This window comes from Ruegeria sp. BG5 (assembly GCF_056538425.1).
The window spans coordinates 311,862-325,828 of record NZ_JBQFTC010000002.1 but is presented as its reverse complement, the minus strand read 5'-3'; the positions used below and the strand labels follow the sequence as shown (position 1 = coordinate 325,828).

12 protein-coding genes and 1 pseudogene are annotated in these 13,967 nt (G+C 61.3%); 10 read left to right on the top strand and 3 right to left on the bottom strand.

All coding sequences use genetic code 11. From position 1 onward, the window contains the following. Positions 1-39 precede the first annotated feature (39 nt). From tsaE to ACR0KX_RS12045, 8 genes and pseudogenes are all read left to right on the top strand, one after another. The gene (tsaE, locus tag ACR0KX_RS12080) at positions 40-513 is read left to right on the top strand and encodes a tRNA (adenosine(37)-N6)-threonylcarbamoyltransferase complex ATPase subunit type 1 TsaE (RefSeq protein WP_170520844.1); all 474 of its coding nucleotides are present in this window, start codon (positions 40-42) and stop codon (positions 511-513) included. Beyond that, positions 510-1,514, top strand: a complete 1,005-nt coding sequence (locus ACR0KX_RS12075) for a phosphotransferase (RefSeq protein WP_170623549.1) — start codon at positions 510-512, stop codon at positions 1,512-1,514. Before tsaE ends, ACR0KX_RS12075 begins: the two co-directional genes overlap by 4 nt. Further along, complete coding sequence (locus tag ACR0KX_RS12070; RefSeq protein ID WP_170623547.1) at positions 1,511-2,197, top strand: nucleotidyltransferase family protein; 687 nt, start codon at positions 1,511-1,513, stop codon at positions 2,195-2,197. The genes ACR0KX_RS12075 and ACR0KX_RS12070 overlap by 4 nt, the downstream gene beginning before the upstream one ends. Continuing rightward, positions 2,190-5,114, top strand: coding sequence for a double-strand break repair protein AddB (gene addB / locus ACR0KX_RS12065; protein WP_170623545.1), 2,925 nt, complete (start codon positions 2,190-2,192; stop codon positions 5,112-5,114). The genes ACR0KX_RS12070 and addB overlap by 8 nt, the downstream gene beginning before the upstream one ends. After that, positions 5,111-8,470: a double-strand break repair helicase AddA gene (addA, locus tag ACR0KX_RS12060; RefSeq protein WP_480708455.1), complete on the top strand. Its 3,360-nt coding sequence runs from the start codon at positions 5,111-5,113 to the stop codon at positions 8,468-8,470. Before addB ends, addA begins: the two co-directional genes overlap by 4 nt. Before the next feature lie 42 nt (positions 8,471-8,512). After that, positions 8,513-8,851, top strand: a pseudogene (gene trxA / locus ACR0KX_RS12055) (thioredoxin); the annotation flags it as partial. Between the two features lie 75 nt (positions 8,852-8,926). Further along, positions 8,927-9,277 carry a Lin0512 family protein gene (locus ACR0KX_RS12050; protein ID WP_170623541.1) on the top strand — a complete coding sequence of 117 codons (351 nt, stop codon included), beginning with the start codon at positions 8,927-8,929 and terminating at the stop codon, positions 9,275-9,277. Further along, positions 9,274-9,636 carry a Lin0512 family protein gene (locus ACR0KX_RS12045; RefSeq protein ID WP_170453332.1) on the top strand — a complete coding sequence of 121 codons (363 nt, stop codon included), beginning with the start codon at positions 9,274-9,276 and terminating at the stop codon, positions 9,634-9,636. The genes ACR0KX_RS12050 and ACR0KX_RS12045 overlap by 4 nt, the downstream gene beginning before the upstream one ends. A gap of 61 nt (positions 9,637-9,697) precedes the next feature. On the opposite strand, the gene ACR0KX_RS12040 is transcribed toward ACR0KX_RS12045, so the two are convergent. Next, entirely contained in the window at positions 9,698-9,892 is a 195-nt protein-coding gene (locus tag ACR0KX_RS12040; RefSeq protein WP_170453333.1) for a DUF1127 domain-containing protein, read from the bottom strand. Positions 9,893-10,089: 197 nt separating this feature from the next. On the opposite strand from ACR0KX_RS12040, the gene hslV reads away from it, so the two are divergent. Then, entirely contained in the window at positions 10,090-10,647 is a 558-nt protein-coding gene (gene hslV / locus ACR0KX_RS12035; RefSeq protein ID WP_170453334.1) for an ATP-dependent protease subunit HslV, read from the top strand. Here the strand turns inward: hslV and ACR0KX_RS12030 are convergent. Together ACR0KX_RS12030 and ACR0KX_RS12025 are read right to left on the bottom strand one after the other, a co-directional pair. Further along, positions 10,639-11,880: an MFS transporter gene (locus ACR0KX_RS12030; protein ID WP_170453335.1), complete on the bottom strand. Its 1,242-nt coding sequence runs from the start codon at positions 11,878-11,880 to the stop codon at positions 10,639-10,641. The two genes, hslV and ACR0KX_RS12030, sit on opposite strands and share 9 nt — an antisense overlap. 105 nt (positions 11,881-11,985) lie before the next feature. Continuing rightward, a complete protein-coding gene (locus ACR0KX_RS12025; RefSeq protein WP_480708454.1) occupies positions 11,986-12,384 on the bottom strand; it encodes a DM13 domain-containing protein in 399 nt (132 codons plus the stop codon). Positions 12,385-12,587: 203 nt separating this feature from the next. Between ACR0KX_RS12025 and hslU the strand changes: the two genes are divergently transcribed. Next, positions 12,588-13,895 carry an ATP-dependent protease ATPase subunit HslU gene (gene hslU, locus ACR0KX_RS12020; RefSeq protein WP_480583233.1) on the top strand — a complete coding sequence of 436 codons (1,308 nt, stop codon included), beginning with the start codon at positions 12,588-12,590 and terminating at the stop codon, positions 13,893-13,895. Positions 13,896-13,967: the final 72 nt, after the last annotated feature.

The window sequence follows — 13,967 nt, the reverse complement described above, 5'->3', positions numbered from 1 at the left end:
CGGGTTGCAGCCGCGCGGGCGCGAGGCCATTGTGGCGCCATGACGACGCCGCCTGTTTCCCTTACCCTGACATCCCCGGACGACACCGCCGATTTTGCCACCCGATTGGGCAACACCCTCGGCCCCGGGGATATTTTGCTGCTTGAAGGGCCCATCGGCAGCGGTAAGACGCATTTCGCACGCAGCCTGATCCAGTCGCTGATGCAGGTGCCCGAGGATGTGCCCTCACCCACATTCACTCTGGTTCAGGCCTATGACACGCAGGCCGGTGAGGTCTGGCATTGCGATCTCTACCGGCTGAGCATGGTCGAAGAGGTCGAAGAACTGGGCCTGATTGACGCGTTTGAAACCGCGATCTGCTTGGTTGAATGGCCCGATAAACTGGGCCCTCTGACACCGCAATCCGCGTTAAATCTTGTGTTCAAAACAGACCCTAACGCGGAAGAAAAACGCCACCTGACGCTTAAATGGTCCGACCCGAAATGGTCGCAAAAACTGGAGACGACCACATGACCAACCGGGCCATACTGACCGAGGCGCTGATCGCGCAGACCCCATGGGCCGGGGCCCGCCGCGCGCCTCTGGCCGGGGACGCGTCGAACCGCAGCTATGAGCGTCTGACCGATCACGCGACCGGCCGCACCGCCGTTCTGATGGATGCGCCGCCCGAAAAGGGCGAAGACGTCAACGCGTTTGTGCGGGTTGCAGAATACCTGCGCTCGGTCGGGTTGAACGCCCCCGAGATCTACGCCGAAGACGCCGAATTTGGCATTCTGCTGCTGGAGGATCTTGGCGATGACCTGTTCGCCCGCGTTCTGGACAAAGACCCCGGCAAGGAACGCGCGCTGTATGAGGCCGCGACCGATGTGCTGCTTCACCTGCACAATGCGCCCTCGCTGTCTTTACCGTCCTACGACCCGGCGCTGATGACCGAGCTGTCATCGCTGTCCTTCACGAAATATGCCCAGGGCATTCTGGGGCACCACGACACCGACGCGCTGGCCCGGTTCGAAAGCCGGTTTTCCGATATTCTGCACCGTGAAACCTCAGGCACAAAGGTGGTGGTTCTGCGCGATTATCACGCCGAAAACCTGATCTGGATGCCGGATCGTAACGGGGTGCAGCGGGTCGGCTTGCTGGACTTCCAACTCGCGATGCTGGGGCACCCGGCCTATGATCTGGTGTCCTTGCTGCAGGATGTCCGCCGGTCGGTTTCGGTGGGGACCGAGATGCAGATGATCAACCGCTATGTTGCGGCCTCGGGCATGAATGATCACGATTTCCGAACCGCTTACAGCGTTCTGGGCGCACAACGGAACCTGCGTATTCTGGGCGGGTTTGCGCGATTGGCCACGGATTATGGAAAACGACATTACATTGACCTGATCCCTGCGACATGGTCGCACCTGATGCGCGATCTGGAACATCCTGCCCTGCTTTCCGTGGCAGATGTAGTGCGGGAGGCGCTGCCCGAGCCGACCCCTGAAAATCTGGCGAGGCTGAGGGCGGTATGACCAACGCTCCGACCGCGGTCATGATGTTTGCCGCCGGGTTTGGAACCCGCATGGGCGCGTTGACCAAAGACCGGCCCAAACCCTTGATCGAAGTGGCAGGGAAACCTCTGATCGATCACGCTTTGGACCATGTGGAAGGTTTAAATCCCGAACGCGTGGTCGTAAACCTGCACTACCATGCCGATCAGCTTGCGGCGCATCTTACGCCCAAGGGGGTGCTGCTATCGCGGGAAGAGCCCGAGATTCTGGAAACCGGTGGCGGGTTGCGTGCCGCCTTGCCCCTGCTGGCGTCAAACCCGGTCTTCACCTTGAACACCGACGCGGTCTGGGCCGGGCCGAACCCATTGACCTTGCTGCAAAACGTGTGGGATCCGCAAAGGATGGATGCCCTGCTGATGTGCATCCCCATTGCCCACACGGTGGGTCACAGCGGCACCGGCGATTTCACTGCAGATGCCGAAGGCCGGATCACGCGCGGGCCGGGCCTGGTTTATGGTGGCGCGCAGATCATCAAAACGGATCGCTTGGCAGAATTTTCGGAACAGGCGTTCTCTCTCAACCTGCTTTGGAACCGGATGCAGGACCAAAATCGGCTGTTTGCAACCGAATACCCCGGTCGATGGTGCGATGTCGGACGACCCGAGGGGATTGCCCTGGCCGAAGGGTTGCTGGCCGATGTTTAAACCCAGCGCCCTGCCCCGCGTATTCGCCGTTCCGCCCGGCACCGACTTTCCCAAGGCGCTGGTCGACGGGCTGCACCAACGCAGCGATGGCCCGCCCGAGGCGCTGGCGCGGGTGCAACTGGTGGTCAATACCCGCCGCATGGCGCGCCGCGTGCGGGACCTGTTCGATCAGGGCCCGCCCTGCCTGCTGCCCCGGCTGTCTCTGGTCACCGATCTGGGGGAAAGCGTCGATCTGGCGCAAATCCCGCCCGCCATTCCGCCCCTGCGGCGGCGGTTGGAACTAACGCAGCTGATCTCGAAACTGTTAGAACAACAGCCCGATCTGGCCGCGCGCGCCTCACTGTTTGATCTGTCCGACAGTCTGGCGGCGCTGATTGATGAGATGCAGGGCGAAGGTGTCTCACCCGACGCGATCCGGCAATTGGATGTCAGCGACATGTCTGGCCATTGGGCGCGGGCACAGGCGTTTATCGGCATCGCCGATCATTTTGTCGATGCAGGCGATCAGGCGATGGATGCGCAGGCCCGCCAACGTCGTGTGGTCGAGAACCTGATTGCCCGCTGGCAGGGCGCGCCGCCTCAGCATCCCGTAATCCTGGCCGGATCGACCGGATCGCGCGGTACAACGCTGATGCTGATGCAGGCCGTTGCGCGCTTGCCGCAGGGCGCGTTGATCCTGCCGGGTTATGATTTTGACCAGCCGGATGCCGTTTGGGATCGTCTGGATGAGGCGCTGACCTCAGAGGATCATCCGCAATACCGCTTCCGCAAGCTGATGCACGCGCTGGAACTGACCCCCGATCAGATTCAGCCCTGGACGGACAAGCAACCACCGTCACCCGCGCGTAACCGGTTGGTTTCGCTGGCTTTGCGCCCTGCCCCGATCACCGACGCCTGGATGTCCGAAGGCCCGCAACTGGCGGATCTGGACCTTGCGACCAAGGACCTGACACTGATCGAGGCGGACTCGCCCCGGTCCGAAGCGCTGGCCATCGCCCTGCGACTGCGGCAAGCGGCTGAAACCGGCCAGACCGCCGCCCTGATCACGCCGGATCGGATGCTGACCCGACAGGTCAGTGCGGCGCTGGACCGTTGGAACATCCTGCCCGATGACAGCGCAGGCCTGCCCTTGCAACTGTCGCCTCCGGGCCGGTTTCTGCGCCATGTCGCGGGGTTGTTTGCCCGTCGGCTGGATGGTGAGGCTTTGCTGACCCTGCTGAAACACCCGCTTTGCCATGACGGAGCTGAGCGTGGCGCGCATCTGCTGCACACCCGCGATCTGGAACTGGATCTGCGCCGCTATGGCGCCCCGTTTCCCGATCATGTCAGCCTGACGGCCTCGGCCATTCGCACCGACGCGCCTGCGGATTGGCTGAACTGGGTCGGAGCGCATTTCTGTGATCAGCAAGTCACCGGTGAGCGCCCGCTGACCGAATGGGTTGACCGCTTGCGGCCTCTGGCCGAAGCCATTTCAGCCGGCAGTGCAGGCGAACAAGGCACGCTCTGGGACAAAAACGCGGGGCAAAAGGCGCTGGCCGTTTTGACCGCCCTGCAGGATGAGGCGCACCATGGCGGGCCCATGACCGCCCATGATTTCGCCGACTTACTTGGTGCGCTTTTGGCCGGGGAAGAGGTCCGCGACCGCGACGCCCCGCATCCCAACATCATGATCTGGGGAACGCTTGAGGCCCGCGTGCAGGGGGCCGATCTGCTGATTCTGGGCGGCCTGAATGAAGGTAGCTGGCCCGAGGCCCCTGCGCCTGACCCCTGGCTGAACCGTCAGATGCGCGACAAGGCGGGGCTGTTGCTGCCAGAACGCCGGATCGGCCTTTCGGCGCATGATTTCCAGCAGGCCATCGGCGCGACCGAGGTCTGCCTGACCCGCGCCACCCGCTCGGACGATGCGGAAACTGTGCCGTCGCGGTGGCTGAACCGCCTGACCAACCTGCTGCAGGGTTTGCCCGATCAGGGAGGCCGAGAGGCTCTGAAAGACATGCGCGCGCGCGGTCAAACGTACCTGAGTTGGGCGAAAGCGCTGGAACAGGCCCCCCGGATCGATGCGGCGCACCGCCCGTCCCCACGCCCTCCGGTCGCGGCGCGGCCCCGGCGTCTGTCGGTGACCGAAATCAAGCGGCTGATCCGCGATCCGTACTCGATCTACGCCAAGCATGTGCTGCGCCTGAAACCGCTGGACCCGTTGGTGCAGGCCCCAGATGCCTTGTTGCGCGGGATCGTGATCCACGAAATCCTCGAACATTTTGTCAAGGACAGCGTGTTGGATACCGCCTTGCTGACCCGCGAGAATTTCCTGAAACGCGCACATGATCTGCTGGAAACCCATGTCGCCTGGCCGACCGCGCGCAAATTATGGCTGGCGCGGCTGGAACGGATTGCCGACGCTTTCCTGTCCGCCGAAACCGCGCGCCGGGGCGATGGCGGGCCGGTGGCCTTTGAGGCCGCGATGAAGCTGGTGCTTGCGCCGTTGGATTTCACCATTGTCGGGCGCGCCGATCGGATCGACCGCAACAGCCGGGGCGCGCTGCGGATTATCGATTACAAAACCGGCGCGCCGCCGAGCGAAAGCCAGCAGGCCAAGTTCGACAAACAGCTGTTGATCGAGTCCGCCATGGCCGAGCAGGGTGCCATCGAAGGGATCGACCCCGTCAGCGTGGCCGAGGCGATCTTTATCGGCATGGGCGGCAGTTACAAAGAGGTCGCCGCACCGCTGAACAAGGAACCCGCAGACAAGGTGTTGGCTGAGTTGAAAGAGCTTGTTTCGGCCTATTTAGAGCCTGATCAGGGCTTTTCCTCTCGCCGGATGCTGCACAAGGACACCGACATTGGCGACTATGACCATCTGGCCCGGTTCGGCGAATGGGATCGCACCGCCGAAACCCGCCCCGAGGACTTGACATGACCCCTCGCAACGACGCGACCGAGCGGCAGGTGCAGGCCGCGCGCCCCGATGCTTCGACCTGGCTGGCGGCCAATGCGGGGTCGGGCAAAACGCGGGTGTTGACCGACCGCGTGGCGCGGTTGTTATTGGACGGGGTGCAGCCCCAACACATCCTGTGTCTGACCTATACCAAAGCCGCCGCCAGCGAGATGCAGAACCGGTTGTTCAAACGGCTGGGCGAATGGGCGATGCTGGGCGACGCATCGCTGTTGCAACAACTGACCGATTTGGGGGTCAAAGGTATCATCGATCCCAACCGGCTGGCGCAGGCACGCACGCTTTTTGCGCGCGCGATTGAAACGCCGGGCGGGCTGAAAATCCAGACCATTCACTCGTTCTGCGCCTCGCTGCTGCGCCGTTTCCCGTTGGAAGCCGGGGTCAGCCCGCAATTCGCCGAGATGGAAGACCGGGCCGCCGCCTTGTTGCGCGAAGAAATCATTGAGGATTTCGCCGAAGGCCCCCAAGCCGGGTTGATCGAGGATGTTGTACGGTTCGTCACCGATACAGATTTTGACAAGGTGACAGCAGCGGTTGCGCAACGGCGCAACCTGTTCGCACAGCCGTTACAACACACCGACCTGTTGCAGCGTTTTGGGCTGTCCGAAGGGTTCGACGAAGACCAGTTGCTGGCCCGGGTGTTTCTGGGTGGCGAGGTCGAGTTGATTCAATCCATGCTGCCCGCGCTGATCGAAAGTGGCGGCAACAACGCCAAGGCGGCGGCAAAACTGGCCGGATTCACCGAGGCGCGGTTGGCACATCTGCCCATGCTTGAGGCTGTGTTTCTGACCGGCAAAAGCGCAAAAGAACCCTTTACCGCCAAGGTTAACGGCTTCCCGACCAAGGCCCTGCGCGAAGGCGCGCTGGCTGACCGGATGCCGCAACTCGAAGCGTTGATGTTACGGGTCGAGGCTGCGCGCGAACAGCGCCTCGCACTGGTTGCTGCGCAAAAAACGGCCGTTCTGCACCGCTTTGCCGCCGCCTTCCTGCCGGAATACGAGCGGCGCAAGCAACTATGCGGCTGGCTGGATTTCGACGACCTGATCCTGCGCGCGCGGCAAGTTTTGAACGACCCGGCAGTGGCCGAATGGGTGCTGTACCGACTCGATGGCGGTATCGACCACATTCTGGTGGATGAGGCGCAGGATACCAGCCCGGATCAGTGGGATGTGGTCGAGAAGCTGGCGCAGGAATTCACCAGCGGAGAGGGGGCCCGATCCGGAGTCGAACGCACGATTTTTGTGGTCGGGGACAAGAAACAGTCGATCTACTCGTTTCAGGGCGCGGACCCGCAAGCCTTTGATCGGATGCAAGCTGAGTTTGGGCGAAAGCTGACAGAATCTGGCTCTAAACTGTGGGATTCGACGCTGGAATACTCGTTCCGATCCTCCAGCGCGATCCTGTCTCTGGTCGATATTCTGTTCGAAAACCGCACCGATGCGGGGTTTCACAAGGACAGCCAGCACCGCGCGTTCAAGGCGGATCTGCCGGGGCGCGTCGATCTGTGGCCGGTGGTCGAAAAGGTCGAAGATGACGAGGATGGTGACTGGACCGATCCCGTCGACCGACCCGGTTCGCGCCACCACATCGTAATTCTGGCCGAGCAGGTGGCAGGGTCGATCAAGCGCATGATCGAGCAGGGTGAGACGGTCCCCGAAGATGGCAAAACGCCCGGCACATTTGTCCGTCGCAAAGTTCGGCCCGGAGACTTTCTGATCCTGGTCCAGCGCCGCTCGGACCTGTTTGCCGAGATCATTCGCGCCTGCAAGGCCCAGGGCCTGCCCATTGCCGGGGCCGACCGCCTGAAAGTTGGCGCTGAGTTGGCGGTCAAGGACCTGGCCGCGCTGCTAAGTTTCCTTGCCACGCCCGAGGACAGCCTGTCGCTGGCCACCGTCCTTAAATCACCACTGTTCGGGTGGAGCGAGCAGGCACTGTTCGATCTGGCCCATCGGCGGCAAGAGAAATTCCTGTGGGTCGCGCTGCGCAACCGGGCCGAGGAATTTCCCGAAACGCTGTCCATGCTCAACGACCTGCGCGGGCAGATCGATTTCCTGCGCCCTTATGACCTGATCGAGCGCATTCTGACCCGCCATGATGGGCGGCGAAAACTGTTGGGACGTTTGGGGGCCGAGGCCGAGGATGGAATCAATGCGCTGCTGTCGCAGGCGTTGGCTTATGAGCGCACGGATATTCCCAGCCTGACCGGGTTTCTGGTCTGGATGCAAACCGATGATCTGGAAATCAAACGGCAGATGAGCGGTGTCGGCGACATGATCCGGGTGATGACGGTGCATGGCTCAAAAGGGTTGGAAGCGCCCATCGTGATCCTGCCGGATACCGGAAAACGGCAGGCCCCCCGCGATGCCGAGATCATGGTCGCGGATGGAACACCGTTGTGGAAAGTGCCTGCGGATGTATCGCCCAAGCTGATCTCTCAGGCACGGGATGAGGCCCGAAGCCGTGAGGAAAATGAACGGCTACGCCTGCTCTATGTGGCTCTAACACGGGCTGAAAAGTGGTTGATCGTGGCGGCCGCGGGGGATGTCGGCAAGGATGGGACCAGCTGGTACCAGATGGTCGAGACCGCGATGGAGCGGGCAGGGGCGACCCAGCTTGAAGGTTCGCGCACCCGGCGATTGGCCCATGGGGATTGGGATGCCCTGCCATGCGTTGAACACCGTGCCGCGCCGGAAACGGCGTATGATCTGCCCGCGTTCTGCGCGCAAGCCGCCCCAGTTGCACCGCAGATCGAGGAAACCATCAGCCCGTCGGAACTGGGCGGGGCAAAGGCGCTGCCCGGTGATGCCGGTCAGGATGAAGAGGCCGCGAAGCTGCGCGGCACTCGGCTGCATCTGTTGCTGGAGCACCTGCCCGGTACCGCACGGGACACCTGGGCACAGCTTTGCGCCCGGCTTCTGCCCGATATGCACGACGCGGATCGAACCGAGTTGCTGAACGAAGCCGTGGCCGTAATGACGGCGGCCCCCCTCAGTCCCGTGTTCGCCCCGGATACGCTGGCCGAGGTGCCCGTGACCGCCGACCTGAACGGGCAGCGGATGCACGGTGTTATTGACCGGCTGATCGTGACGGAAACAGAGGTGCATGTGGTTGATTTCAAATCAAATGCCACCGTTCCGGATAGTGCCGAGTCCTGTCCCGAAGGCCTGCTGCGCCAGATGGGGGCCTATGCGCAGGCGCTGGCGCAGATCTATCCCGACAAGACCATTCGCACGGCGATCCTTTGGACCCGCACAGCGGATCTGATGTGGCTGCCACACGATCTTGTGACGGATGCACTGGCCCGCACCCAGATATCTTGACCTTACCCGAACCGGCACCTACGTTCTGTTCCCGAGTTTACCCCATTCAGGAGACAGAATATGTCGACCGTAGCCGTTACCGACGATACCTTTGATGCCGAAGTCAAGAACTCGGCCGTTCCCGTAGTTGTGGACTTTTGGGCCGAATGGTGCGGCCCCTGCAAGCAGATCGGCCCCGCGCTGGAAGAACTGGCTGCCGAATATGGCGACAAGGTGAAAATCGCCAAAGTGGACGTGGACAGCAACCCCAACGCCGCCGCCGCAATGGGCGTCCGTGGCATCCCGGCGCTGTTCATCTTCAAGGACGGTCAGGTCGTTTCGAACCGCGCGGGCGCGGCACCGAAGGCAGCGCTGCAAAGCTGGATCGAAGAATCCATCTGATCCGTTTTGGATTGATGAAAGATCAAAGGCGCCTGCAACCGGGCGCCTTTTTTATTGAGAAACCGGAGGGGGCAGATGGCCAAAACACGGGTATTGGTGGAATTCGGCATGGGCACATCGCTGCGCCGGATGGATTATACCGAAGCAGCGCTGCGCGCGATCAAGGATGCGTTGTGGCATAACTCAATCAACATGGCCGAGCTGTTCGGCTTTCCGAAAGAGGCGATGATCATCGATGTCGAGATCGGCGTGCAACAGCCCGATCAGGTGGATACCAGCAAGCTGGTCGAGGTATTTCCCTATGGCTCGCCCAGTGTCACCGTCACCAAGGGCGGTCTGGACATCGACAAGCCCGGCGGCACCGGTCACACGGTCATTGCCAATGCCGCGCTTGCGGTTTCGTTCGATATGGAGGCGGTGCAATGAGCGAACAGCGCATCATTCTGGAAATGGGGATGGGCAATGACCTCTATGGTCAGGACTATACCAAGGCCGCGCGGCGTGCGGTGCAGGACGCGCTGCATCACTCCTCGATCACGCTGTTCTCGAATCTCGGCGTTGATCACGGCGAGATGCGGGTGCAGGTGACAATCGGCGTGCAAAACCCCGATCAGGTCGATTGTGCCCAGGTGGCGGCCGACCTTCCGCGCGGACAGGCCGTAGTACATGCGGTGCTGGGCGGGCAGGACGTGGTGGATCAGGCGGCTGGCACCCGACACATCGTGGCAACGGCTGCAATCGAGGCATTTGTGCCGTCTCAGGTCGGTAAATACGCTTTGAAATGACAAAGAAAAAGCCGCTCGGGGATCCGGGCGGCTGTTCCGATTTGACGATCCGGTCGATGGATCAGAGCTTCGCGATATCCGCGCGAACCAGACCGATGTCTTCCAGCTGTGTGTCGCTCAGTTCCGACAGAAGCTTGCGGGTCTTACGGCTTTCGTTCCATTCGACAACGGTTTCGAAAGCGTTGGTGAACGCGTCCACTACGTGCAGGATGGTAGCTGCTCCGAGCGGCGCATGAATATTTGCAGTGGTTGCCATGTGCGCAGTCCTTTGATGTGAAACAGCCGACCCGTTGTCGGTTGTGAGGCTCATGTAGGATCATCGTCCGAGTCCCACAATTGCTGGTTTGGCAGTCCCGATTTGCGTTTTCTGCATATCTTTTGGGCAATCTCACAACGGGTTGCGCCGGTCCTGCGCCCGGCCCATATATAACGCCGACAAGAACGGAGGCTTTCATGGCAGACAGCGATTTTCCCGGTTGGCATGGCACAACGATCATTGGCGTCAAAAAAGGCGGGCAGGTTGTCATTGCCGGGGACGGGCAGGTCAGCCTGGGCCAGACCGTGATCAAAGGCACCGCGCGCAAGGTGCGCCGCCTGACACCGGGCGGGTTCGAGGTTGTCGCCGGATTTGCCGGTTCGACCGCCGATGCGTTCACGCTGCTGGAGCGGCTGGAGGCCAAGCTTGAGGCCACGCCCGGCCAACTGGCCCGCGCCTCGGTCGAGCTGGCCAAGGACTGGCGCACCGACAAATACCTGCAAAAGCTTGAGGCGATGCTGATCGTCACCGATGGCAAGGATCTGCTGGTGATCACCGGGGCAGGGGACGTGCTGGAGCCCGAGCATAACGTGGCCGCGATTGGATCGGGCGGGAACTTCGCCTTGGCCGCAGCCCGCGCGATGATGGACAGCGACAAAGAGGCCGAGCAGGTGGCGCGTGAGGCGATGGCGATTGCCGCAGATATTTGCGTCTATACTAACGGCAATCTGACGGTTGAGACCATTTCAGGCTAACAGCGCCTTGATCTCTTTCCCTTTCCAGCGGCGGTGCATTCCGATCAGCCCGAAAATCGCGGCAATGACCACGATGTAATAGGGCACACGGATATCGATGCTCATCAACCCGCCGCCGATCAGGGACATGATGCCACCCGCCAGACAGAAAACGGCGGTGGTCACGCCCATGACCCAGCCCTGATCCGCCTCGCTGACGCTGGATGAGAACAGGCCCAGCAGGGTCGGATAGGCGACGCCAAACAGGAAATAGAACAGGAAAACCGGCACATAGCTGAGCACACCGCTGGGGCTGAAGGCAAATGCCAGCCCGCAGATCACCATGGCGATCAGTGATGTGTAGATGATCGAATGCTTGCTGAACCTCTCTTGCGCGGGTTTGACGAGGAAGGTGCTGGAGAACGCCAGCGCGACGCCGATCACCACCATGGCCATGCTGCCCCCGATCACGCCATAGCCAAAGCGGCTGGTCAGGAAATTGTCGACAAAGACATAGAAGGTCACGTTGGCGATCATGAAGAATGAATAGACCGGCAGGATTTTCAGAACCATCGGATGACCGCGCACGGCAATCAGACTGTCGGTGATGTCGCGCGGGCGGAAGACAAAGGGTTCGCGGTCGGTGCGGGTGTCCTTGAAGAATGTCGTCACGAGGAAGATGGCGACCAGCACCAGAACGAAGGCCCCGTAGAATGGGGTTTTCAGGGTGGCATAACTGCCCAGCAGGGCGGAATCGGACAGGACGGCGCCGATAATCGGGCCGCCGACAAGGCCAAAGCTGACACCGGTCACGATATAGCCCATGTTGCGGTCGCGGTCGGCGGCATCGGTGCTGCCATCAATCATCGCCGCCTGCGCGATGGGTTGGTTGCCCGCCGTGAACCCGGTGATCGAGCGCCCGATGATCAGCATCAGCAGGCTGTTCATATACAGCGCCGCGATGGTCAGGGCATAACCGACCAACGCGCCACCCAGACAGACCAGCAACGCATTCTTGCGCCCGATGGAATCCGAGACTTTCGAGACGTAAACGACCCCAAGAAACCAGGACAGAAAGAAACACCCGATCACGAGACCATAGTAAAAATGCCTCCGGCCTTCGGGGGTGCTGTCGGGCAGGAAGCCGGATTTGGGTTCCATGATCAGGGAATTGATGATCGGAAAGACCAGCCCTTGCCCGATCAGGTCGACAAACACCACGAACAGCAAGGTGATCTTGGCAATCTTGGTCATAAAAACGCCCCCGGTTCCAATACCTTGGGGCGAGTGTAACAGACAGTTGTCCTGTTACCTAACCGAGTGTCAGAGGTCGGTTGGCCCGACCTCTGACCAGAGTGGTTACTTCAGCGACGCAACGCCCAGCGGTACACCGGCAACCTCGCACCAGATGTAAACCTCGTTGTAGCCCGACACATCCATGGTCGGCGGTACGGCGTAGGATTGCTTGCCGGTCAGGTTCAGCAGCGCGCCCAGTTTGCTGTCGGGGGCGTAGGTGCCGTCTTTACCAAAGGCCACGCGCGGGTCGGGGCCACCATCCAGCGAGAAGTCGTCGCCCAGCTCAACGATGTAACGGTCGCCATCCTTGACCAGTTTCACCGAACCGCTTGTGATGTGGTTCGAGCGGCCTTCGAAATTGCCTTTCTTTTTGGCGCCGCCGGCCAGGGCAGTGGTGGTGCCGGCCAGGGTCAGGGCCGCGCCGGTGGCTGCAGCTTTCACAAAAAGCGAACGACGAGTCATCATGATGAGGTATCTCTATAAGATTGACGCGGGCTGGCTTGCCCGTCGCGCATGGTTATGCCGCAGCCCATGCCGGTATGGCGATTCACATCACCACGAAAATCCGTGTGCTTTCTGTGAGTTGGCGTGATGTTTTCGTGATCGGCTTGTGTTTTCGCCCGGTATGATTAGGTTCCGCTGCGAAACAAACGGATAGAACGCATATGACCGACCTGACCCCGCGCGAGATCGTCTCGGAACTGGACCGCTTTATCATCGGGCAGAAAGACGCCAAACGCGCCGTGGCCGTGGCGCTGCGAAACCGCTGGCGGCGCAAGCAACTGGCCGACGATATCCGGGATGAGGTCTATCCAAAAAACATCCTGATGATCGGCCCCACCGGCGTCGGCAAGACCGAGATCAGCCGCCGTCTGGCCAAGCTGGCCCGCGCGCCCTTCATCAAGGTCGAGGCCACCAAGTTCACCGAAGTCGGTTATGTCGGTCGCGACGTCGAACAGATCGTGCGCGATCTGGCCGATGCGGCCATTGTCCAGACCCGCGAATATATGCGCGAGGATGTAAAGGCCCGTGCCCATGAGGCCGCCGAGGATCGCGTCATCACCGCCATTGCAGGCGAAGACGCACGCGAAGGCACGCGTGAGATGTTCCGCAAGAAGCTGAAAGCGGGCGAGCTGGACGATACGGTGATCGAGCTGGAACTGTCCGATACCTCGAACCCGATGCCCATGCTGGACATTCCCGGCCAGCCGGCCGGGCAGATGGGGATGATGAATCTGGGTGACATTTTCGGCAAGGCCTTTGGCGGGCGCACCGTCAGAAAGCGCATGACCGTGGCCGAAAGCTATGGCGCGCTGATCGGGGAAGAGGCAGACAAGCTGCTGGACGATGAAACCGTCACCAAGACTGCGCTGGACTCGGTCGAACAGAACGGCATCGTGTTTCTGGATGAAATCGACAAGGTCTGTGCCCGCTCGGACGCGCGCGGCGGCGATGTCAGCCGCGAGGGGGTGCAGCGCGACCTGCTGCCTTTGATCGAAGGCACCACAGTCAGCACCAAACATGGCCCGGTGAAAACCGACCATATCCTGTTCATCGCGTCCGGTGCGTTCCACATTGCCAAGCCGTCCGACCTGTTGCCGGAATTGCAGGGCCGTCTGCCGATCCGCGTCGAACTGCGCGCCCTGACGGAAGAGGATTTCGTTCGCATCCTGACCGAAACCGACAACGCGCTGACCCGCCAATACACCGCCCTGATGGGCACCGAAGAGGTCACGGTCAGCTTTACCGAAGACGGGATCGCGGCGCTGGCGCGGATTGCGGCGGATGTGAACCAAAGCGTCGAAAACATCGGCGCGCGGCGGCTTTACACGGTGATGGAGCGGGTGTTCGAAGAGCTTTCGTTCAACGCACCGGATCAGGCCGGGGCCGAGATCACTGTGAACGCGCAATTCGTGGAAGACAATCTGGGCGAGTTGACCAGGTCCACCGACCTCAGCCGTTACGTTCTGTAACAGATTCAGCCGAAACTTGCCGTCGCACAGGCCCCATGTTGCTGGACGTGGGGCCAGAATTCGATAGCTTAG